Here is a 19,715-nt window from a genome sequence, read left to right as displayed (position 1 = left end):
TGTTCCTTTCCCTCAGGGAGTTTTCCATGAAGTATCGCAATCCGCTGCTCGCCCTGGCCATGCTCGCCGTGCTGTCCGGCGGCGCCTATGCCGCCAATCCGCCGCCGTCGGATCCGGCCGCGCCGGCCGATGCCGGCGGCTTCGCCAGGCTGGACAAGAACGGCGACGGCGTCGTCGACCGCAGCGAGGCCGCGGCCAACCCGCGCCTGGCCGAGCACTTCGACGCGCTGGACAAGAACCACGACGGCAAGCTGACCCCCGACGAGTTCCCGCGCCATGGCCGTCACGGCGAGCGCGGCGGACGCGGCGAGCATGGCGCGATGTGGGCCAAGCTGGATACCAACAAGGACGGCCGCATCAGCCGCGACGAGGCCAAGGCCGATCCGAAGTTCGCCGCGCGCTTCGACAAGATGGACGCGAATAAGGACGGCTTCGTCGATCGCGCCGATTTCGAGCTGCGCGCCAAGCAGCATCGCGACGAATGGTTCGCCAAGGCCGACACCAACAAGGACGGCATGCTCAGCCGCGCCGAGTTCGACGCGGCGCAGTCGATGTGGATGCACAAGCCGGGCCCGAAGCCCGGGCAGAAGCCTGGCGCCAAGCCGATGCCGGCCGCCTCCGACGCGAACTGACCATTCCACCCCGCAACAGGCAACAGGCAACAAGGCGCCGATCGACAGACGCCCCTGCGCAGCGATGCGCAGGGGGCGTTTTTATTTGTCCACGCAGCGCTGCTGCAGCGCACCGGGTCGATCGCCATGCGTCTGTAGGAGGTTTCAACCGCGCCAGGCCCAGTGGCGAAGTGGCGAACTTCGGCGGCCTGTCGGGACTGAAGCCGCTCCTGCAGTGCACCTGGCCCGCCGGTCGCGGGCGGCTTCAACCGCACGGGGGCGGTGGCGAAATCGCCGGCTCCGGCGGCCGTCAGGCGTCAGCGGCCACCCCAAACCCTGCAAGAAACAGGATGCCTTTGCCGCCGGCGGCTCAGTTGCCGCGCTGCGCCGGCTGCACCCGCACGCGCACTTCGTCGCTGTCCTGCGCCGGTTGCGAGGCCGGTGCGGCGGCTGGCGCGACAGCCGGGGCGGGCACGGCGGCCTGGTTGCCGCGATGGCGCAGCACCGTCACCAGCGCCACCGCGCCGATCGCCAGCAGCAGCGCGACCCGCAGCCGCCACGCCCAGCGCTTGCCGGTGTCCGGCACCGCCTGCGAGCGGAATTCGCTCAGGTACGGCAGCGTCTGCGCCGGGTCCTGGCGGGTGCTGTCGATCAGCCCCGATTCGCGCAACAGGGCACGCGCGCGCGGCTGGTCGTCGGCATGCACCACCCACACCGTCGGCTGCACCTGGGTCGCCACCGGGTCGATGTAGCTGAACTGGCCGCTGCGCCGGCTGCGATAGGAACGGCCGTTGCTCAGCCGCACCTCGATGCCTTGCTCGCGCAACAGCCTGGCCACGCCTTCGGCGGTTTCCACGCGTTGACTGCTGAAGATCTGCCGCATCGTCGTCGCCTCAGTCCTTGGCCGGAACCTGCGCCGCGGCGCCGTCCTCGGGCACCACGCGGATCAGGCCTTCCTGCGCGGTGCTGGCGACCAGCACCCCGTCGCGGGTGAAGAACTGGCCGCGCGCCAGGCCGCGCGAGCCCTGCGCGCTGGGACTGTCCAGCGAGTACAGCAGCCAGTCGTCGGCGCGGAACGGGCGGTGGAACCACAGCGCGTGGTCGAGCGAGGCCATCTGCACGTTCGGCGTGTAATAGCTGATGCCGTGCGGGAAGGTCGCGGTGCCGAGCAGGTGGAAATCCGAGGCGTAGGCCAGCAGCGCCTGGTGCAGTTCCGGCGCGTCGCCGACCGGCTCGCTCAGGCGCAGCCACATCTGCTGGAACGGCGGGCGCTTGGGCGGGTTGAGTTCGTCGCGCGGGTACACGTGGCGGAACTCGAACGGGCCGCCGCGCGAGAGCCAGCGCTGCACCTTGGTCGGCAGCGTGGCCAGCACGTCCGGACGCGCGGCCTGGGTCGGCTCGATGTCTTCCGGCTGCGGCACTTCCGGCATCTTCAGCTGGTGGGTTGCGCCGTCTTCGCGCTCCTGGAACGAGGCGGCGCAGAAGAAGATCACCTTGCCGTGCTGGACCGCGGTGACCCGGCGCACCGAAAAGCTGCCGCCGTCGCGGGTGCGGTCCACGTCGTAGACGATGGGGTGGTCGATGTCGCCGGCGCGCAGGAAGTAGGCGTGCAGCGAATGCGCACGGCGCCCGTTCTCTACGGTCGCCTGCGCCGCCGACAGCGCCTGCCCCAGCACCTGCCCGCCGAACACGTACTTGGTGCCGATGTCGCGGCTCTGGCCGCGGAACAGGTTGTCCTCCAACCGTTCCAGCGACAGCAGTTCGATCAGTTCGGACACGACGGGAGCGGACGGCTTGGCGGACAAGAGGCGGGGCCTGGGCGAGGAATGTCTACGATTATACCGGGCCGCCCGCGCCCGCCTGCGCCGCTCAGCGCTTGCCCAGTCGCGCCACCAGCGCGTGCAGCGCGGCCTGGGTGTCCGGCGCCTGCCAGGTGTCCACGTAGTGCTCGAGCTGGATGTGTTCGTCGGCCAGCGCGGCGCGCAGGTCGGCGCGGGCGATCGCGCGGGTCTGCAGCATCGGCTGCCGCGGCAGCTTCAGCAGCTCCTGCAGCCAGGCCAGCGCACGCGCGACCACCAGTTGCGCGTCGACCAGTTCGTCGACCAGGCCGATCTCCAGCGCCCGTTCGGCGCTGACCAGCTCGCCGGCGACCAGCAGCCGTTCGGCGCGGTGCGCGCCGACCACGCGCCGCAGCAGGCGCTGGATGCCTTCCGGCGCGACCAGGCCGACCTGGGTCTCGTTGAGCCCGATGCTGACCGGGTGCGCCGGTTCCGGGCTGCGCGCCAGCACCCGGTAGTCGCAGCACAGCGCCAGCACGCAGCCGCCGGCCGGCGCATGGCCGGTCAACGCCGCCACCACCGGGATCGCGCTGCCGGCCAGCGCGCGCGCCGCGCCGAAGAACTGCTGCCAGCTGTCGAGCAGCTTGGCGCGGTCGTTGCCGTGTCCGAGCAGGTGCGGCACGTCCATGCCGGCGGAGAAGATGCGCTCGTTGCCGGACAGCACCAGCGCGTGCACCGCGTCGGCCTGCGCCTGCGCGATCGCTGCGGCCAGTTCGGCGCACAGGGCGGTGTCGAGCGCGTTGACCGGCGCGCGCGCCAGGCGCAGCTGGCGGATGGGGCCGTGGTCGAAAACCTGGATCAGCGAGGTCATGCGAAAGCTGCCGAGGGCGGTGCGGTGCGGGACCGCTATCATAGGGTCATGAAGCTCAAACCATCCGCATGCGTACGGGGGCTGGCCATCGGGCTGGCGTGTTTGGCCGGGTTGGCGCCGGGGGCGGCCTTCGCGGCGCCGGCGGCGGCCAAGGCCGATGGCTGTCTGCCGCAGTGGCAGGCGGGCTGGGCAAGGCTGCCGCCGAGCGCGGCGATGCCGATGGCCGCCGGCTTCGGCCGCCTGCACAACCCGTGCAGGCAGGCGCTGGCGGTGGTGTCGGCGCGCAGCCCGGCGTTCGCCGAGGTGAGCCTGCACCAGACCACGCAGGTGGACGGGGTCAGCAAGATGCGCGAGATCGAGCGCCTGCCGCTGGCCGCCGGCGCCGACGCGGTGCTGCAGCCCGGCGGCCTGCACCTGATGCTGATGCAGCCGGCGCAGCCGCTGCGCGAGGGGGCGAGCCTGCCGATCAGCTTCGTGCTGGAGGATGGGCGCGAAGTGCAGGGCGAGCTGAAGGTGCGTGCGGGCAAGCCGTAGCGGTTGCGTTGCGGTGCTGTGGTGGGATTTTTGCCACTGCGGCCTGTGGCTCCTGCGCGTCGCGACTGAAGTCGCTCCCACACGTCTTGCGGCCGGCGCAATGGCGCGCTGCAGGATGGATTCATTGCCCCGGCTGTTTCGGCGCCAGGGCTTCCTGATGATGCCGGTCGCGACTGAAGTCCCTCCTACAGGGGCTGGGGTTGAGGATCGCTTTTGCGAATCCCCAATCCCGACTCCCCAATCCCGGCTTTTCAATCAGCTGCAGGCCGCACGGATCTCGTCCGGCAGCGGCGCGCTCTTGCCGGTTTCGGTGTCGATCCACACCACCACCACGTTGCCGTCCGAATGCAGCACGCGCTCGTCCTGCTGGTCGACGATGCGGTGGCCGACGGTGATGCTGCTGCTGCCCATGCGCTCGACGAACAGCTCCACCACGATGTCGTTCGGCCACACGATCGGGCGCCGGTAGTTGACGTTGGTCGCGGCCACCACCGGGGCGATGCGGTTGCGCATCGAGAAGCCTTCCACGTTCAGCAGCCAGCGCACGCGCGCTTCTTCCAGGTAGGAGATGTACTTGGCGTTGTTGACGTGGCCCATGCTGTCCATGTCGCGCCAGCGCACGCTGATCGGCACGCGCGCCAGCGGCTTGTGCGAGGGGGAGGAATCGGCGGGGGATGCGCTCATCGTGCGGCCTTCTTGGTCGTGGTCTTCTTGGCCGCCTTCTTGGCGACCTTCTCGGGTTTGCTCTTGCGCGGCGGCAGCGCGTCGGGCTTGTTGGCCATCGCCGCCGGCTTGGTCGGCTTGGCCACGGTGCCGGCGGGCAGCAGCTTGGCCAGGAACTGGCCGGTGTAGGAATCCGGATGCGCGGCGATGTCCTCCGGGGTGCCGGTGGCGAGGATGGTGCCGCCGCGATGGCCGCCTTCCGGACCCAGGTCCACCACCCAGTCCACGGTCTTGATCACGTCCAGGTTGTGCTCGATCACGACCACGGTGTTGCCTTCGTCGCGCAGCTTGTGCAGCACGCCCAGCAGCGCCTCGATGTCGTGGAAGTGCAGGCCGGTGGTCGGCTCGTCGAGGATGTACAGGGTGCGGCCGGTATCGCGCCGCGACAGTTCCTTGGACAGCTTCACCCGCTGCGCCTCGCCGCCGGACAGGGTGGTCGCGCTCTGCCCGAGCTTGATGTAGCTCAGGCCGACGTCGACCAGCGTCTCCAGCTTGCGGGCGATGGTCGGCACCGGCTCGAACAGCCGCAGCGCATCTTCCACGGTCATCTGCAGCACGTCGTTGATGTTGAAGCCCTTGTACAGGATCTCCAGCGTCTCGCGGTTGTAGCGCTTGCCGTGGCACACGTCGCAGGGCACGTAGACGTCGGGCAGGAAGTGCATCTCGACCTTGATCAGGCCGTCGCCCTGGCAGGCCTCGCAGCGGCCGCCGCGCACGTTGAAGCTGAAGCGGCCCGGCGAATAGCCGCGCGCGCGCGCTTCGGGCACCTGCGCGAACAGCTCGCGCAGCGGCGTGAACAGGCCGGTGTAGGTGGCCGGGTTGGAGCGCGGGGTGCGGCCGATCGGCGACTGGTCGATGTCCACCACCTTGTCGAACAGGTCCAGGTGCTCGATCTCGCGGTACGGCGCCACCGCATGCGAGGCGCCGTTGATTTCGTTGGCGGCCAGGGTGAACAGGGTGTCGTTGATCAGCGTCGACTTGCCCGAGCCGGACACGCCGGTGACGCAGGTCAGCAGCCCGGCCGGGATGTCCAGGTCCACGTTCTTGAGGTTGTTGCCGGTGGCCCCGCGCAGGTGCAGGGTCATCTTCGGATTGGCCTTGTGCCGCTTGGCCGGGATCTCGATGCGGCGCTTGCCGGACAGGTACTGGCCGGTCAGCGAGCGCGGCGCCTTCAGCAGGTCCGCCACGGTGCCCTGGCCGACGATCTCGCCGCCGTGCACGCCGGCGCCGGGGCCGATGTCCAGCACGTAGTCGGCCAGGCGGATCGCGTCCTCGTCGTGCTCGACCACGATCACCGTGTTGCCCAGGTCGCGCAGCCGGGTCAGCGTGCCGAGCAGGCGCTCGTTGTCGCGCTGGTGCAGGCCGATCGACGGCTCGTCGAGCACGTACATCACCCCGACCAGGCCGGCGCCGATCTGGCTGGCCAGGCGGATGCGCTGCGCCTCGCCGCCGGACAGGGTGTCGGCCTTGCGTTCCAGGGTCAGGTAATCCAGGCCGACGTCGACCAGGAAGCCGAGCCGCTCGGCGATCTCCTTGACGATCTTGCTGGCGATCTCGCCGCGCCAGCCGGGCAGGTCGAGCTGGCGGAAGAAGGTCAGCGCGTCGTCGATCGGCAGCACCACCAGGTCCGGCAGCGGACGGTCGGCGACGAACACGTTGCGTGCGGCCTTGTTCAGGCGCGCGCCCTTGCAGTCCGGGCACGGCCGCTCGCTGATGTACTTGGCCAGTTCCTCGCGCACCGCCGGCGATTCGGTCTCGCGGTAGCGGCGCTCCAGGTTGGGGATGATGCCTTCGAAGCGGTGCTTGCGCTGGGTGCGGCCGCCGGCATCGGTGAAGTAGGTGAAGGTGATGGTCTCCTCGCCGCTGCCGTACAGCACCGCCTGGCGCACGCTGGCCGGCAGCGACTGCCATGGCGCGTCCACGTCGAACTTGTAGTGCTTGGCCAGCGAGGCGATCAGCTGGAAGTAGTAGGCGTTGCGCCGGTCCCAGCCGCGCACCGCGCCGGCCGACAGCGACAGTTCCGGATGCACCACCACGCGCTCGGGATCGAAGAACTCGGCCACGCCCAGGCCGTCGCAGCTCGGGCAGGCGCCCATCGGCGCGTTGAACGAGAACAGCCGTGGCTCCAGCTCCGGCAGCGAGTAGTCGCAGACCGGGCAGCTGTACTTGGAGGAAAACAGGTGCGGCGCGGCGGCGGTGTCGTCCAGCGACTGCACCGAGACCATGCCGTCGGCCAGCTTCAGCGCGGTCTCGAAGCTCTCGGCCAGGCGCTGCTTGATGTCCTCGCGCGGGCGGAAGCGGTCGATCACCGCCTCGATGGTGTGCTTCTGGCGCAGCGCCAGCGCCGGCACCGCGTCGATCTCGTACAGCTCCCCGTCCACGCGCACGCGCACGAAGCCCTGCGCGCGCAGCTGCTCGAACACCTGCGCGTGCTCGCCCTTGCGGTCGCGGATCACCGGCGCCAGCAGCATGTAGCGCTGCTCCGGGTCCAGGGTCAGGATCTGGTCGACCATCTGGCTGACCGTCTGCGCCTCCAGCGGATAGCCGTGGTCGGGGCAGCGCGGCTGGCCGACGCGCGCGTACAGCAGGCGCAGGTAGTCGTAGATCTCGGTGATGGTGCCGACCGTGGAGCGCGGGTTGTGCGAGGTCGACTTCTGCTCGATCGCAATCGCCGGCGACAGGCCTTCGATGTGGTCGATGTCGGGCTTTTCCATCACGCTGAGGAACTGCCGCGCGTACGCCGACAGCGACTCCACGTAGCGGCGCTGGCCTTCGGCGTAGATGGTGTCGAACGCCAGCGACGACTTGCCCGAGCCGGACAGGCCGGTGATCACGATCAGCTTGTCGCGCGGCAGGTCGAGGTCGAGGTTCTTGAGGTTGTGCGTCCGCGCGCCGCGGATGCGGATGAAATCCATCGCCATGAGGGGTCCGTGTTGTGCCGGCCGGGCGACAGCCCGGGGCCAGCGTGGGGGCGGAGAGGGGACGGCAATCGATCAGCGTACCCAGCTTGTCAGGTGGGGGCAATTGCCGGATTTGCCAGGATTCGGGGCGGGCCGCGGCTGGCCGGTTCAGCCAGTCGCGGCGCGGCGCCGGGACCGCGTCCGCGCCGGGCCGGGCCGGGGGCTTGACCCTAACCCGCTGAAGCCATTACAATTCCGCTCCTGTCTGCCCGAAGAGGCACGGCAGGGGCGACCACAATAACTACAGAGGAAGTCTGGTCATGTACGCAGTACTGGTAACCGGCGGTAAGCAATACCGCGTCGCGCAGGGCGAAACGCTCCGCGTGGAAAAGCTCGAAGTCGAAGCCGGCAACGAGATCAAGTTCGACAACATCCTGATGCTGGGCGACAGCGACGGCATCAAGCTCGGTGACGCGCTGAACGGCGCCACCGTCACCGCGAAGGTCGTGGCCCATGGCCGCGCCGACAAGGTGCGCATCATCAAGTTCCGTCGCCGCAAGCACCACATGAAGCGTCAGGGACATCGTCAGCATTACACCGAAATCGAGATCACCGGCATTGCCGGTGGCGACAAGAAGTAAGGAGCAGCAGTCATGGCACACAAAAAAGGCGTAGGTTCCTCGCGCAACGGCCGCGACTCCAACCCGAAATACCTGGGCGTGAAGATGTTCGGCGGCCAGGCGATCGAGGCGGGCAACATCATCGTGCGTCAGCGCGGCACCCAGTTCCACCCGGGTTCGGGCGTCGGCCTGGGCCGCGACCACACCTTGTTCGCGCTGGTCGACGGCAAGGTCGAGTTCTCGGTGAAGGGCGCCAAGAAGCGTCGCACCGTGAGCGTGGTCGCCGAAGCGGTCAGCGCCGAGGCGTAAGCGTTTCGCCTCCAGGGCCCGCGCCACGGCGCGGGCTTGCTGACGAAAGCCCCGCTTCGGCGGGGTTTTTGTTTTGTGGCTGGGAATCGGGAATGGGGAATCGGGAATGGCAAAAGCGCCTCCCTTTGGCTCGTTCCGTTTCCTGGCCGCGCAACCGGTCGGATTTTGCCGATCGGGTGCTGCCACTTAGAATCGACGCCGCGGCGCCGGTTGGCTTTTCCGATTCTCGATTCCCCATTCCCCATTCCCGGTTGTAAATTCATGAAACTCGTAGACGAAGCAGAAATCCAGGTCAGTGCCGGCAATGGCGGCAACGGCTGCATCGGCTTCCGCCGCGAGAAGTTCATCCCGCTCGGTGGGCCGGACGGCGGCGATGGCGGCAACGGCGGCAGCGTGTGGCTGGTCGCCGACGAGAACCTCAATACCCTGGTCGATTTCCGCCACCAGCGCGCGTTCCGTGCGCAGCGCGGCGAGAACGGCATGGGCCGGCAGATGTACGGCAAGGCCGGCGAAGACCTGGTCATCACCGTGCCGGTCGGCACCGTGGTGATCAACGTCGATACCGACGAGACCATCGGCGACCTGGTCGCGCACGGCGACAAGCTGCTGGTCGCGCAGGGCGGCAAGGGCGGCCTGGGCAACATGCATTTCAAGAGTTCGGTGACGCGCGCGCCGCGCAAGGCGACGCCGGGCGAGGAGGGCGAGGAGCGCGTGCTGAAGCTGGAGCTGAAGCTGCTCGCCGACGTCGGCCTGCTCGGCTTCCCCAATGCCGGCAAGAGCACCTTCATCCGCGCGGTGTCCGCGGCCACGCCGAAGGTCGCCGACTATCCGTTCACCACGCTGTATCCGAACCTGGGCGTGGTCAGCGTCGAGGCCTATCGCAGCTTCGTGATCGCCGACATTCCGGGCCTGATCGAGGGCGCGGCCGACGGCGCCGGCCTGGGCGCGCAGTTCCTGCGCCATCTGCAGCGCACGCGTCTGCTGCTGCACCTGGTGGATCTGGCGCCGATGGAAGGCGGCGTGGATGGCGTGTCGCCGACCGAGCAGGTGCGCGCGATCGAGCGCGAGCTGGAAAAGCACGACCCGGAGCTGCTGGCCAAGCCGCGCTGGCTGGTGCTGAACAAGGCCGACCTGCTGTTCGAGGACGAGGCGCGCACGCTGGCCGAGCAGGTCGTCGCCGAACTCGGCTGGACCCAGCCGTGGTACCTGGTGTCGGCGCTGGGCCGCGACGGCACCTGGCCGATCATGAAGGACGTGATGGCGTTCTTCGACCGCCAGCGCGAGGATGCGCTGGAGGCGGCCGCCAATGCGCCTGCCGCCGATGCGCTCTGAGCGCGGCGGCCGGTCCGGCGCACGGTTGTCGCCAACGGATCGCACGCACACGAAAAACCCGGCCGAGGCCGGGCTTTTTCGTAGTGCCGGAAGCGCTGGCGCCTCCGGCAACGACCACAGCCGGTTAGGCGGCGGTCTTGATCGCCTTGATGCGGGCGGTCAGGCGGCTCTTGTGGCGCGCAGCCTTGTTCTTGTGGATCAGACCGCGCGAGCTGAAACGGTCGAGGATCGGCTGGGCAACGGCGAAAGCGGCTTCGGCGCCGGCGGCGTCGTTGGCGTCCAGGGCCTTGATGACCTTCTTGACGGCGGTGCGCAGCATCGAACGCTGAGCCGTGTTGCGCGCGTTGCGCACGACGGTCTGCTTGGCGCGCTTCTTGGCGGACTTGATATTGGCCACGGTGGTGGTTTCCTGGAAAGCTGTGTGGTGGATAAAAACAAGCGGGAGAGTATGAAGGTTCTAAACAACTGCGTCAAGCCAATTGTCAAGAGGGTCGCTGCATGAGCACGCCGCGCATGTCCCGCGGGCTGCTCTCGTTCAGCAGCATGACCATGGTCTCGCGCGTGCTGGGGCTGGTACGCGATCAGGCTATCACCATTTCGTTCGGCACCAACGCGATCACTGACGCTTTCTGGGTCGCGTTCCGCATTCCGAACTTCCTGCGCCGGCTGTTCGCGGAGGGCTCGTTCGCCACCGCCTTCGTGCCGGTGTTCACCGAGGTCAAGGAAACCCGGCCGCATGCCGACCTGCGCGCGCTGATGTCGCGGGTGTCCGGCACCCTGGGCGGGATCCTGCTGCTGGTCACCGCGCTGGGGCTGATCTTCACCCCGCAGGTGGCGCTGCTGTTCAATCCCGGCGCCAGCCACGATCCGGCCAAGTTCGGCCTGATCGTGGATCTTCTGCGGCTGACCTTCCCGTTCCTGCTGTTCGTGTCGCTGACCGCGCTGGCCGGCGGCGCCTTGAACAGTTTCAACCGCTTCGGCCTGCCGGCGCTGACCCCGGTGATCCTCAACCTGTGCATGATCGCCGGCGCGTTGTGGCTGGCGCCGAAGCTGGAGGTGCCGATCCTGGCGGTGGGCTGGGGGGTACTGGTTGCCGGCGCGCTGCAGCTGCTGTTCCAGCTGCCGGCGCTGCGCGGCATCGACCTGTTGACCCTGCCGCGCTGGGGCTGGAGCCATCCGGACGTGCGCCGGGTGCTCAAGCTGATGGTGCCGACCCTGTTCGGCTCCTCGATCGCGCAAATCAACCTGCTGCTGGACACGGTGATCGCCTCGTTCCTGTTCGCCGGCTCGCAGAGCTGGCTGTCGCAGGCCGACCGCTTCCTGGAGCTGCCGCTGGGCGTGTTCGGCGTGGCGCTGGGCACGGTGATCCTGCCGGCGCTGTCGCGGCACCACGTCAAGACCGACCATGCCGGGTTCTCCAATGCGCTGGACTGGGGTCTGCGCATCACGCTGCTTATCTCGGTGCCGGCGATGCTGGGGCTGATGCTGCTGAGCCAGCCGCTGGTGGCCACGCTGTTCCAGTATGGCAAGTTCACCGCGTTCGACACGCGCATGGCGGCGATGTCGGTGTTCGGGCTGAGCTTCGGCCTGCCCGCGTACGCGCTGCTGAAGGTGCTGCTGCCGGCGTTCTACTCGCGCCAGGACACGCGCACCCCGGTGCGCGCCGGCGTGGTCGCGCTGGTCGCGAACATGGTGCTGAACCTGCTGTTCCTGGCGATCCTGTACCAGCTGTGGGTGCCGGCCGAGCTGCGCGCGCAGGGCGTGCGCGCGGCGCTGGCGGCGGTGCCGGGCCTGCACCTGGCGCTGGGCCTGGCCAGCGCGGTGGCCAGCTACATCAACCTGTCGCTGCTGTGGCGCTGGCTGCGCCGCGCCGAGGTGTACCGGCCGCGGCCGGGCTGGGCGGGCTACCTGCTGCGGCTGGGCGTGGCCTGCGCCGCGATGGCCGCGGTGCTGGGGCTGGGCCTGCACTGGCTGCCGGGGTTCACCACGATGGACAAGTGGCACCGCATCGGCAGCCTGCTGGCGCTGGTCGGCGGCGGCGGGGCAGTGTACCTGCTGGCGTTGCTGGCGCTGGGGTTCCGCCCGCGGGATCTGCGCGAGCATTAGGGGCTGGGACTCGGGACTCGGGACTCGGGACTCGGGACTCGGGATTTTGCGCGAATGCGCGGCATTGGTGGGATTTCTTGCTTAAGGCACCCTGATCGTGGCCGAACTTGGCGGTGATCTTGAAGGGCATAACGCGCCTCGGGTTACGCTTGACAGGCGTCACCGGTCCATTCCCGGGTGCTCCGGGCCGCTGTTGCGGCCCTAGGTGCAACTAACCGATTAGTGCGACTAGATCGCCGCGCATGGCGCCGACGATGGCGAAGTCTGCTCCATCTTCGTCAGGAACACGTGTCGGCGCGTCGGCCGGCAATGCTGCTCAATCCGTCTTGATCCGCAGCCATTGCCAATGGCTGCTGTTCCAGCGGTCGATCACGATCTGGGAAGGAGGCTCCTTGGTCGCTCTCGGCACAGACTTGATCAGCGTTGCCCCAAAGCTCTTTGTGCGTCTCGGATGGCCTTGATGAACCCTTGTTTGTCTTTCGGAGAGACCAGAGTTCTCTTCTGTCCATGATGTATTTCAAGGCGATCAAGAGAGAGGGCTGGGCTTGAAACCGGATTTGATGAGGGCCTTATGTCACCAATCTGATCTAGCGGTATACGTTGCCTGACCGGACCGCTGCGAACGATGAGGACTTTTGATTCAACGGTGTAGGCCGTGGAAAGCAGCAGCCAGGCAGGCAATACGATGCCTATAACAAGGACTGCTGCCGCTGTTAGCAAGCCTCCATTGGATCGTCCATGCGACGCAGCTACGATGGTCACGATAGACACCGCGATCACTACCAGCAGGATGGCCGCTAACCACCAGTCGATTTTCGATCTAAACGTCATCACTTGCTCCGTCTCTTACTCTCAGGTGCTAGACCAGAAACCCTGAGTGAATAGGATTGAACTGCGGATATGGCTGTTGTGAGTTGGGTCTCGTCGAAACGGAAGAGGCCCGCACTGGCCATGGCGCGCATGAATGCGTCCACTTCACGTGAAATCAGGTCTCGATACACCTGTGTTTGAAGTTCTGAGTTGCCAAGGATGGCTCCAAGCCGCAGCGCGCGCTGGCTGTTCCTAACCAAGAGCGGATCAAGCTTTGTCATGCTTCCATTGAACGTGCCTCCGCGGTCGTCACCTAGTTGTGGGAGTTGTGGCGAACTGCCAGACGTGCTGACCTGAGTGAGAACGGCAGCTGCAGAAACGACCGCCACCATCAGATAGACCACTGCTGTAACCGCGGCGCCAGCTGTCACGGCTGCAACACAAACGGTCACAGTTGTGCAGAACATGGGTGTGACGCGCCCAGAAGAGGTCAGATGGTAGAGCGCCGCCAAGTCGTCTTCGGTCGGCGTGCCAGCAGTGTGGGTGATGAGCTCCAGAAGTGCCTTGTCCTGTTCGTCTTCCGTGACCAGTCCTTCTGAGCGAAGAATCTTGGCAATTTCATCGTAGTTCCCTTGCAGTGCTGTCGCAATTCGGTTGGTCAGCACGGACGTGTCGGGCTGCTCGAAGAGCCCTGCTGCCTTAAAGAGTTTGATTGCGCCATCCCAGTCTGAATTCTCTAAAGTCAGCCGAACAGCTGGGTCGCTTGCGCAGGCAAGCATCCTCGTGATTTCGCTATTGAGTATCCTGTCAGAGCCGTCGAGCCCATGGGATCGAAGGAATTTCTCTGGGGACGCACGGAACCGGGTAGATTCTTCGCTAGAGGTCAGTACGCGATCAACGACTTGCGAGACTCGCGCCAACTCTGCCCACGAATCAGCTGGAAGGCCAGTCTGCGACAGCGGAAGCATGAATCTCGCTGCCGCTTGGCCACCGTCGGCCTGAACGCTTAACGGAGTTCCATAGAGCCTTTCGGAGCTGGCACCGCTAGCTGTGGTTGTGGCAGCGGCTGGAGCAATCAGAGCGGCCTGTATGAATTTCCTTCTCTTCATGTGGTTTCCTCTTCCTTGTTTAGGTTGGGCGAAATTTCTTTGCTCGAAACTTCTAGGGCTCGCTTTAGGTAGAACCTTGTCATGACTTCCGGTGCAAGCTGCCGATAGCGGGATAACACTGCGCGCTTTACCTCGTCATCTTTATGAAGAATTGCGCAGGCTTGGCAGATATGGACTACGCCATCAAGGATCTTGGCGGATTCCTTGCCTAGAACACTTTCGATGATCGAGTATGGACCGTCCGTGTGTATCCAGAATTTGAGTAAGTCTTGAGACTGGCTGTAGTAGAGTTCATCCATATTGCTACCATCACAACGGCCTAGGCGCATCTCTGGAATATGCTCAAGTGTCAACCCGCAGCATGCGGAGAGGTTGTCGTGAGGCGTGACAACGACGTTTGAGAAGATCTGGTCGCAGCCATTTCTCAGGCTTTCGTGGTCGATCTCCTGGTCGCGCTCGTCGGCATCGTTGTGAAAGGGCATCCAACTGTTGGACTGAATGCGTAGAAATCCTCCCCTAAGCAACTTCTGTACTCGCGGATCCGACGCCAGATGGCGATAGTGCATGTTTTTTTCTTCGTCAGCCTCGACGGTAATCAGTGTGGGAATCATGCGGCCGCTGACTGCTTGGGCTGCGTTGATGACGCAGTCCTGAGAGACAAATTCCTGATGATCTTTTCCGGTGCTGATGTTGAGTTCTGAGAGGCCTGAAGCCGCTAGCCTCGAAGCAACATTATTGGCAGATCGTGCTGTCTTGCCCCAAGAGCCGTTCGAAACTATGCGTGTCAAGAGCCCTAAGCTCGTGCACAAGGCAGCGGCTTCATAAAGGTCCTCTTTCAGAAGCGTAGCCTCGCCACCGCTGAATACAACTATCTTGAGGTTCTGGAACTTGCTCTTGGCTTCTTTGATGCGAGCCAGAAGCACTTCGCGATCGAGCCTTCCTACTACTTTGGGACTTGATTCGAAGCAGCATTGCCTGCATGCAGCGGTGCAAGTGTATGTGCACAGAATCGTCAAGGTCTGCGGATCAATCAGGCGAGCGCTATGAGCCTTTGCCTCAGTCATGAGATTTCCATTCCTTAGTCATAATTTCCATTCCTTTCGACGCTCGCGTTGATAGCACTAGGTGGTGTCGTGGTCAAGTTTGAAGGGTGTCGATAGTGAGACGCTTATCATGTATTCGGGCTGGATAGTGATCATGAGTATCCGGTGCGGGGCGTGAGTGGGTCAGCGATTGACAGTCGTTACAGACTTTTTTGGACGCTCCGGTTCGCTGTTGCACCTCATGTGCAACGATCTCTTCAAATGCGCATGCGCCAGGTGCAGGTTTGGCCAAGCCGCACGACGAAGCTGCAGTTCGTGTTCTTCTCCAGTTCGCGATTTCGAGCTCGGCACGCGCTCCCGGCCTAGGTCGGTCCCTACGAGCCGTTGCAGTGCCGTGCTGTCCAGCAGCGCTTTCTCGCAGGCCTCATCGCCCAGATCGAGCCAGTGCTGCACGAAGTACATCCGCAGCATGCGTTCCAAATCGATCGGTGGCCGGCCATTGCCAGCCTTTGGATAGCGCGGCTAGACCCAATGCATAGCGATGGCCATGGCACGGTCCGCTCCACCCTCGGCAGGAACACGTTTTGGTGCGTCGGCCGAAGATGCTGCTCGAATCCTGCGCATGATAAGCAGCCATCGCCGTCGTCTGCTATTTCATAAGTCGGTTTCGATCTTTGGAGGGGCCTATCTTCTTTCTCTGGGATCCCCCAGTCCCAGTCCCAGTCCCAGTCCCAATCCCAATCCCAATCCCAATCCCAATCCCAATCCCAATCCCAATCCCAGGCCCAGGCCCAGGCCCAGGCCCAGGCCCAGGCCCAGGCCCAGGCCCAGGCCCAGGCCCAGGCCCAGGCCCAGGCCCAGGCCCAGGCCCAGGCCCAGGCCCAGGCCCAGGCCCCAGGCCCAGGCCCAGGCCCAGGCCCAGGCCCCAGGCCCAGGCCCAGGCCCAGGCCCCAGGCCCAGGCCCAGGCCCAGGCCCAGGCCCAGGCCCCAGGCCCAGGCCCAGGCCCAGGCCCAGGCCGCTGCCTCAGCCGCTATACTCGACGGTTACGCATCATCGGCCGGCGCATTCCAGCGTCGGCGCTTCGGACCGAGGAATGAGCAGGCTGTTTAGAGACGTCGAGGGCGGGACTTTGTTCCCGCAGGGAAGCGTGGTCTGCATCGGCGCCTTCGATGGCCTGCATCTGGGCCACCGCGCGCTGGTGCGCCATGCGCTGGCGCGTGCCCGCGCGCTGGGTGTGCCGGCGGTGGCGTTGAGCTTCGAGCCGCTACCGCGCGAGTTCTTCGCGCCGGCCGCGCCGCCGCCGCGGCTGACCCTGCCGCGGGCCAAGGTCGAAGGCCTGCAGCAGCTCGGCGTGGACAGCGTGGGCCTGCTGCGCTTCGACCTGCGCCTGTCGTCGATGAGCGCGCAGGACTTCGTGCAGCGCACCCTGGTCGATCGGCTGCAGGCGCGCGAGGTGTGGATCGGCCCGGCGTTCCGTTTCGGCCACAAGCGCGGCGGCGACATCGCGCTGCTGCGCGAGATGGGCGCGCACCTGGGCTTTTCCGCCGGCGAGATCGAGCCGGTGCACCTGCGCGAGGAACGCATTTCCAGCACCCGGATCCGCGAACTGCTGGTGGCCGGCGAATTCGCCCATGCCGCCGAACTGCTCGGCCGCCCGTACGCGATCGACGGCCGCGTGGTGCGCGGCAAGCAGCTCGGACGCACCCTCGGCTATCCCACCGCGAATCTGCGGTTTCCGCGCACGCCGGCGCTGTCGGGCATCTACGCGACCTGGGTGCACGGGGTGACCGAGCAGCCGTGGCCGTCGGTGTCCAGCTTCGGCACGCGGCCGACGGTGCAGGGCGTGGAGCCGCTGCTGGAAGCGCACCTGTTCGATTTCCACGGCGACCTGTACGGACGCCACATCGCCGTGGAATTCGTCGCCAAGTTGCGCGACGAAGAAAAGTTCTCCGATCTGCCGGCGCTGACCGAACAGATGCACCGCGACGCCGCGCTGGCCCGGCGCCTGCTCGCGTCCGCGCAGCGCCCCGCGCTGCCGCCCGCACAAGCCCGCGCCTCCGCGCGCGGACTCTCCACTGAAGACAACCGGTAAATCCCCGTGACCCAGGACTACAAAGCCACCCTCAACCTGCCGGCGACGGACTTCCCGATGCGCGGCGATCTGCCCAAGCGCGAGCCGGACACGCTGGCCCGCTGGGAGAGCGAGGGGCTGTACGCGCAGTTGCGCGACAACGCCCAGGGCCGGCCGCTGTTCGTGCTGCACGACGGCCCGCCGTACGCCAACGGCGCGATCCACCTCGGCCATGCGGTCAACAAGATCCTCAAGGACATCATCGTCAAGTCCAAGTACCTGGCCGGCTTCGATGCGCCGTACATCCCGGGCTGGGACTGCCACGGCCTGCCGATCGAGATCGCGATCGAGAAGAAGTACGGCAAGGTCGGGGTCAAGCTGGATGCGGCGCAGTTCCGGCAGAAGTGCCGCGAGTACGCCAACGAGCAGATCGACATCCAGCGCCGCGATTTCAAGCGCCTGGGCGTGATCGGCGACTGGGACAACCCGTACCGCACGCTCGACTTCCATTTCGAAGCCAACGAGATGCGCGCGCTGGCCCGGATCGTCGACAACGGCCACCTGACCCGCGGCGTGAAGCCGGTGCACTGGTGCTTCGATTGCGGCTCGGCGCTGGCCGAGGCGGAGATCGAATACGCCGACAAGCAGTCGCCGACCGTGGACGTGGCCTACACCGCGCGCGACGGCGCGGCGCTGGCGGCCGCGTTCGGCGTCGCGCTGCCGGAGGATGTGGAAGTCGCGGTGCCGATCTGGACCACCACGCCGTGGACGCTGCCGGCCTCGCTGGCGGTGTCGCTGGGGCCGGACCTGCGCTACGCCCTGGTCGAAGGCCCGGCCCACGACGGCCGTCGCCGCTGGCTGGTGCTGGCCGATGCGCTGGCCGAGCGCGCGCTGCAACGCTACGGCGTCACCGAGGTGGTGGTGCACGGCCGCGTCGCCGGCGCGGCGCTGGAGCACCAGCTGCTGGCGCATCCGTTCTACGACGAGCGCGACATCCCGCTGATCCTGGGCGACCACGTCTCCGACGAGGACGGCACCGGCGCGGTGCACACCGCGCCCGGGCACGGCCAGGAAGACTATGTGGCCGCCAAACAGTACGGCCTGATCGAGCGTTACACCGCCGCGCAGATCAACCCGATCGACGGCCGCGGCGTGTACCTGCCGTCGACCCCGCCGGCCGACGGCGTGGCGCTGGCCGGGCTGCACATCTGGAAGGCCAACGACACCATCGCCGAGGTGCTCGCCGCGCGCGGCGCGCTGCTGGCGCACGCGAGCATGGTCCACAGCTACCCGCACTGCTGGCGGCACAAGACCCCGATCGCGTTCCGCGCCACCCCGCAGTGGTTCATCTCGATGGAGCAGGCCAACCTGCGCGCCGACGCGCTGAAGGCGATCGAGGGCGTGCACTGGTATCCGTCCTGGGGCCAGGCGCGCATCGCCGGCATGGTCGCCGGGCGCCCGGACTGGACCATCTCCCGGCAGCGCACCTGGGGCGTGCCGATCGCGCTGTTCGTGCACCGCGAGACCGGCGAGCCGCATCCGCGCAGCACCGAACTGATGCGCCAGGTCGCCGACCGCGTCGAGGAGAGCGGGGTAGACGTGTGGTACACGCTCGATGCCGCCGAACTGCTCGGCGACGAAGCCGCCGACTACGACAAGATCACCGACATCCTCGACGTGTGGTTCGATTCGGGCGTGACCCACGAGGCGGTGCTGGCCGAGCGCGGCATTCCCAAGCCGGCCGACCTGTACCTGGAAGGTTCGGACCAGCATCGCGGCTGGTTCCAGTCCTCGCTGCTGACCGGCGTGGCGCTGGACCAGGCGGCGCCGTACCGGCAGTGCCTGACCCACGGCTTCACCGTGGACGAGCACGGCCGCAAGATGTCCAAGTCGCTGGGCAACGGCATCGAGCCGCAGGACATCATGAAGACGCTGGGCGCGGACATCCTGCGGCTGTGGATCGCCTCCAGCGACTACAGCAACGAGATGTCGCTGTCGCAGGAGATCCTCAAGCGCAATTCCGACGCCTACCGGCGCCTGCGCAACACTGCGCGCTTCCTGCTCGGCAACCTGCATGGCTTCAATCCGGCCGCGCACCTGCGCACCCTGCCGGAGCTGGTGGCGCTGGACCGCTGGATCGTGCATCGCGCCTACGAGGTGCAGGAGCAGATCAAGACCGCCTACGCGCGCTACGACTTCGCCGCGATCGTGCAGGCGCTGCTGAACTTCTGCAGCGTGGACCTGGGGTCGCTGTACCTGGACGTGACCAAGGACCGGCTGTACACGATGCCGGAGGACTCGCACGGCCGGCGTTCGGCGCAGAGCGCGATGTTCCATGTCGCAGAGGCGTTCGTGCGCTGGATCGCGCCGATCATGAGCTTCACCGCCGACGAACTGTGGGGCTACCTGCCCGGTGCGCATGTCGGCAACGTGCTGTTCGCGACCTGGTACGAAGGCCTGGCGCCGCTGCCGGAAGATGCGCCGCTGAGCGCGGCCGATTTCGAGCAGTTGCTGGCGCTGCGCGAGCAGGTGGCCAAGGTGCTGGAGCCGATGCGCGGCAACGGCGTGATCGGCGCGGCGCTGGAGGCGGAGATCACCGTCGCCGCCGACGCGGCCACCGCCGCCAAGCTGCAGCCGCTGCAGGAGGAACTGCGCTTCCTGTTCATCAGTGGCGACGTGGTGGTGCGCGAGGCCAGCACCGACGAGATCTTCGTCAGCGCCCAGGCCACCAGCAAGCAGAAGTGCGTGCGCTGCTGGCACCACCGTGCCGACGTGGGCGTGGATCCGGAGCACCCGGAACTGTGCGGCCGCTGCGTCAACAACATCGCCGGGCCGGGCGAGGAGCGCACCTGGTTCTGATCCGTTCCTGCGCGGCGGCGAGGCGTTCGCCGTCGCCG

At 66.7% G+C, this 19,715-nt stretch carries 18 protein-coding genes; 8 read left to right on the top strand and 10 right to left on the bottom strand.

Translation table 11 applies throughout. The annotated features are described in order from the left end of the window. Window positions 1-26 precede the first annotated feature (26 nt). On the top strand, window positions 27-632 hold the full coding sequence (locus NRY95_15655) for an EF-hand domain-containing protein (protein UYC15156.1): 606 nt from the start codon (window positions 27-29) through the stop codon (window positions 630-632). Between the two features lie 349 nt (window positions 633-981). Here NRY95_15655 and NRY95_15650 read toward each other — a convergent pair whose 3' ends face one another. The 3 genes from NRY95_15650 to NRY95_15640 all read right to left on the bottom strand — a co-directional run bounded on the left by NRY95_15650 (window position 982) and on the right by NRY95_15640 (window position 3,260). Further along, complete coding sequence (locus tag NRY95_15650; GenBank protein UYC15155.1) at window positions 982-1,494, bottom strand: DUF2007 domain-containing protein; 513 nt, start codon at window positions 1,492-1,494, stop codon at window positions 982-984. A gap of 10 nt (window positions 1,495-1,504) precedes the next feature. Continuing rightward, a complete protein-coding gene (gene tesB, locus NRY95_15645) occupies window positions 1,505-2,416 on the bottom strand; it encodes an acyl-CoA thioesterase II (GenBank protein ID UYC15154.1) in 912 nt (303 codons plus the stop codon). 64 nt (window positions 2,417-2,480) lie between these two features. Further along, the gene (locus NRY95_15640; protein ID UYC15153.1) at window positions 2,481-3,260 is read right to left on the bottom strand and encodes an enoyl-CoA hydratase/isomerase family protein; all 780 of its coding nucleotides are present in this window, start codon (window positions 3,258-3,260) and stop codon (window positions 2,481-2,483) included. A gap of 48 nt (window positions 3,261-3,308) precedes the next feature. Here NRY95_15640 and NRY95_15635 point away from each other — a divergent pair, with 48 nt between their 5' ends. Beyond that, window positions 3,309-3,794 carry a copper chaperone PCu(A)C gene (locus tag NRY95_15635; protein UYC15152.1) on the top strand — a complete coding sequence of 162 codons (486 nt, stop codon included), beginning with the start codon at window positions 3,309-3,311 and terminating at the stop codon, window positions 3,792-3,794. A 255-nt stretch (window positions 3,795-4,049) separates the two neighbouring features. On the opposite strand, the gene NRY95_15630 is transcribed toward NRY95_15635, so the two are convergent. After that, window positions 4,050-4,478, bottom strand: a complete 429-nt coding sequence (locus NRY95_15630) for an acyl-CoA thioesterase (protein UYC15151.1) — start codon at window positions 4,476-4,478, stop codon at window positions 4,050-4,052. After that, window positions 4,475-7,438 carry an excinuclease ABC subunit UvrA gene (uvrA, locus tag NRY95_15625; GenBank protein ID UYC15150.1) on the bottom strand — a complete coding sequence of 988 codons (2,964 nt, stop codon included), beginning with the start codon at window positions 7,436-7,438 and terminating at the stop codon, window positions 4,475-4,477. Before uvrA ends, NRY95_15630 begins: the two co-directional genes overlap by 4 nt. Window positions 7,439-7,737: 299 nt before the next feature. On the opposite strand from uvrA, the gene rplU reads away from it, so the two are divergent. The 3 genes from rplU to obgE all read left to right on the top strand — a co-directional run bounded on the left by rplU (window position 7,738) and on the right by obgE (window position 9,678). Beyond that, entirely contained in the window at window positions 7,738-8,058 is a 321-nt protein-coding gene (gene rplU / locus NRY95_15620; GenBank protein UYC15149.1) for a 50S ribosomal protein L21, read from the top strand. 12 nt (window positions 8,059-8,070) lie between these two features. Further along, window positions 8,071-8,346, top strand: a complete 276-nt coding sequence (gene rpmA / locus NRY95_15615) for a 50S ribosomal protein L27 (GenBank protein UYC15148.1) — start codon at window positions 8,071-8,073, stop codon at window positions 8,344-8,346. A gap of 261 nt (window positions 8,347-8,607) precedes the next feature. After that, on the top strand, window positions 8,608-9,678 hold the full coding sequence (obgE, locus tag NRY95_15610; GenBank protein UYC15147.1) for a GTPase ObgE: 1,071 nt from the start codon (window positions 8,608-8,610) through the stop codon (window positions 9,676-9,678). 124 nt (window positions 9,679-9,802) lie between these two features. On the opposite strand, the gene rpsT is transcribed toward obgE, so the two are convergent. After that, window positions 9,803-10,075: a 30S ribosomal protein S20 gene (rpsT, locus tag NRY95_15605; GenBank protein UYC15146.1), complete on the bottom strand. Its 273-nt coding sequence runs from the start codon at window positions 10,073-10,075 to the stop codon at window positions 9,803-9,805. A gap of 116 nt (window positions 10,076-10,191) precedes the next feature. On the opposite strand from rpsT, the gene murJ reads away from it, so the two are divergent. Beyond that, window positions 10,192-11,784, top strand: coding sequence for a murein biosynthesis integral membrane protein MurJ (gene murJ, locus NRY95_15600; protein UYC18601.1), 1,593 nt, complete (start codon window positions 10,192-10,194; stop codon window positions 11,782-11,784). A gap of 417 nt (window positions 11,785-12,201) precedes the next feature. Here the strand turns inward: murJ and NRY95_15595 are convergent, their stop codons facing one another. The 4 genes from NRY95_15595 to NRY95_15580 all read right to left on the bottom strand — a co-directional run bounded on the left by NRY95_15595 (window position 12,202) and on the right by NRY95_15580 (window position 15,217). Next, window positions 12,202-12,615, bottom strand: a complete 414-nt coding sequence (locus NRY95_15595; GenBank protein UYC15145.1) for a PH domain-containing protein — start codon at window positions 12,613-12,615, stop codon at window positions 12,202-12,204. Continuing rightward, window positions 12,615-13,562, bottom strand: coding sequence for a hypothetical protein (locus NRY95_15590; GenBank protein UYC15144.1), 948 nt, complete (start codon window positions 13,560-13,562; stop codon window positions 12,615-12,617). Before NRY95_15590 ends, NRY95_15595 begins: the two co-directional genes overlap by 1 nt. A 137-nt stretch (window positions 13,563-13,699) precedes the next feature. Next, window positions 13,700-14,767 carry a radical SAM protein gene (locus tag NRY95_15585; GenBank protein ID UYC15143.1) on the bottom strand — a complete coding sequence of 356 codons (1,068 nt, stop codon included), beginning with the start codon at window positions 14,765-14,767 and terminating at the stop codon, window positions 13,700-13,702. A 162-nt stretch (window positions 14,768-14,929) separates the two neighbouring features. Then, entirely contained in the window at window positions 14,930-15,217 is a 288-nt protein-coding gene (locus NRY95_15580) for a transposase (GenBank protein ID UYC15142.1), read from the bottom strand. Between the two features lie 623 nt (window positions 15,218-15,840). On the opposite strand from NRY95_15580, the gene NRY95_15575 reads away from it, so the two are divergent. Continuing rightward, the gene (locus NRY95_15575) at window positions 15,841-16,839 is read left to right on the top strand and encodes a bifunctional riboflavin kinase/FAD synthetase (protein UYC15141.1); all 999 of its coding nucleotides are present in this window, start codon (window positions 15,841-15,843) and stop codon (window positions 16,837-16,839) included. Window positions 16,840-16,845: 6 nt separating this feature from the next. Continuing rightward, complete coding sequence (gene ileS / locus NRY95_15570) at window positions 16,846-19,677, top strand: isoleucine--tRNA ligase (GenBank protein UYC15140.1); 2,832 nt, start codon at window positions 16,846-16,848, stop codon at window positions 19,675-19,677. The last annotated feature ends 38 nt before the right edge of the window (window positions 19,678-19,715 follow it).

The sequence above is a fragment of the Xanthomonas campestris pv. phormiicola genome (assembly GCA_025666215.1).
In the GTDB taxonomy this organism is placed as follows: domain Bacteria; phylum Pseudomonadota; class Gammaproteobacteria; order Xanthomonadales; family Xanthomonadaceae; genus Xanthomonas_A; species Xanthomonas_A campestris_A.
Note: the sequence above shows the minus strand (reverse complement) of the source record. Positions and strands in the feature narration are given on the sequence as shown.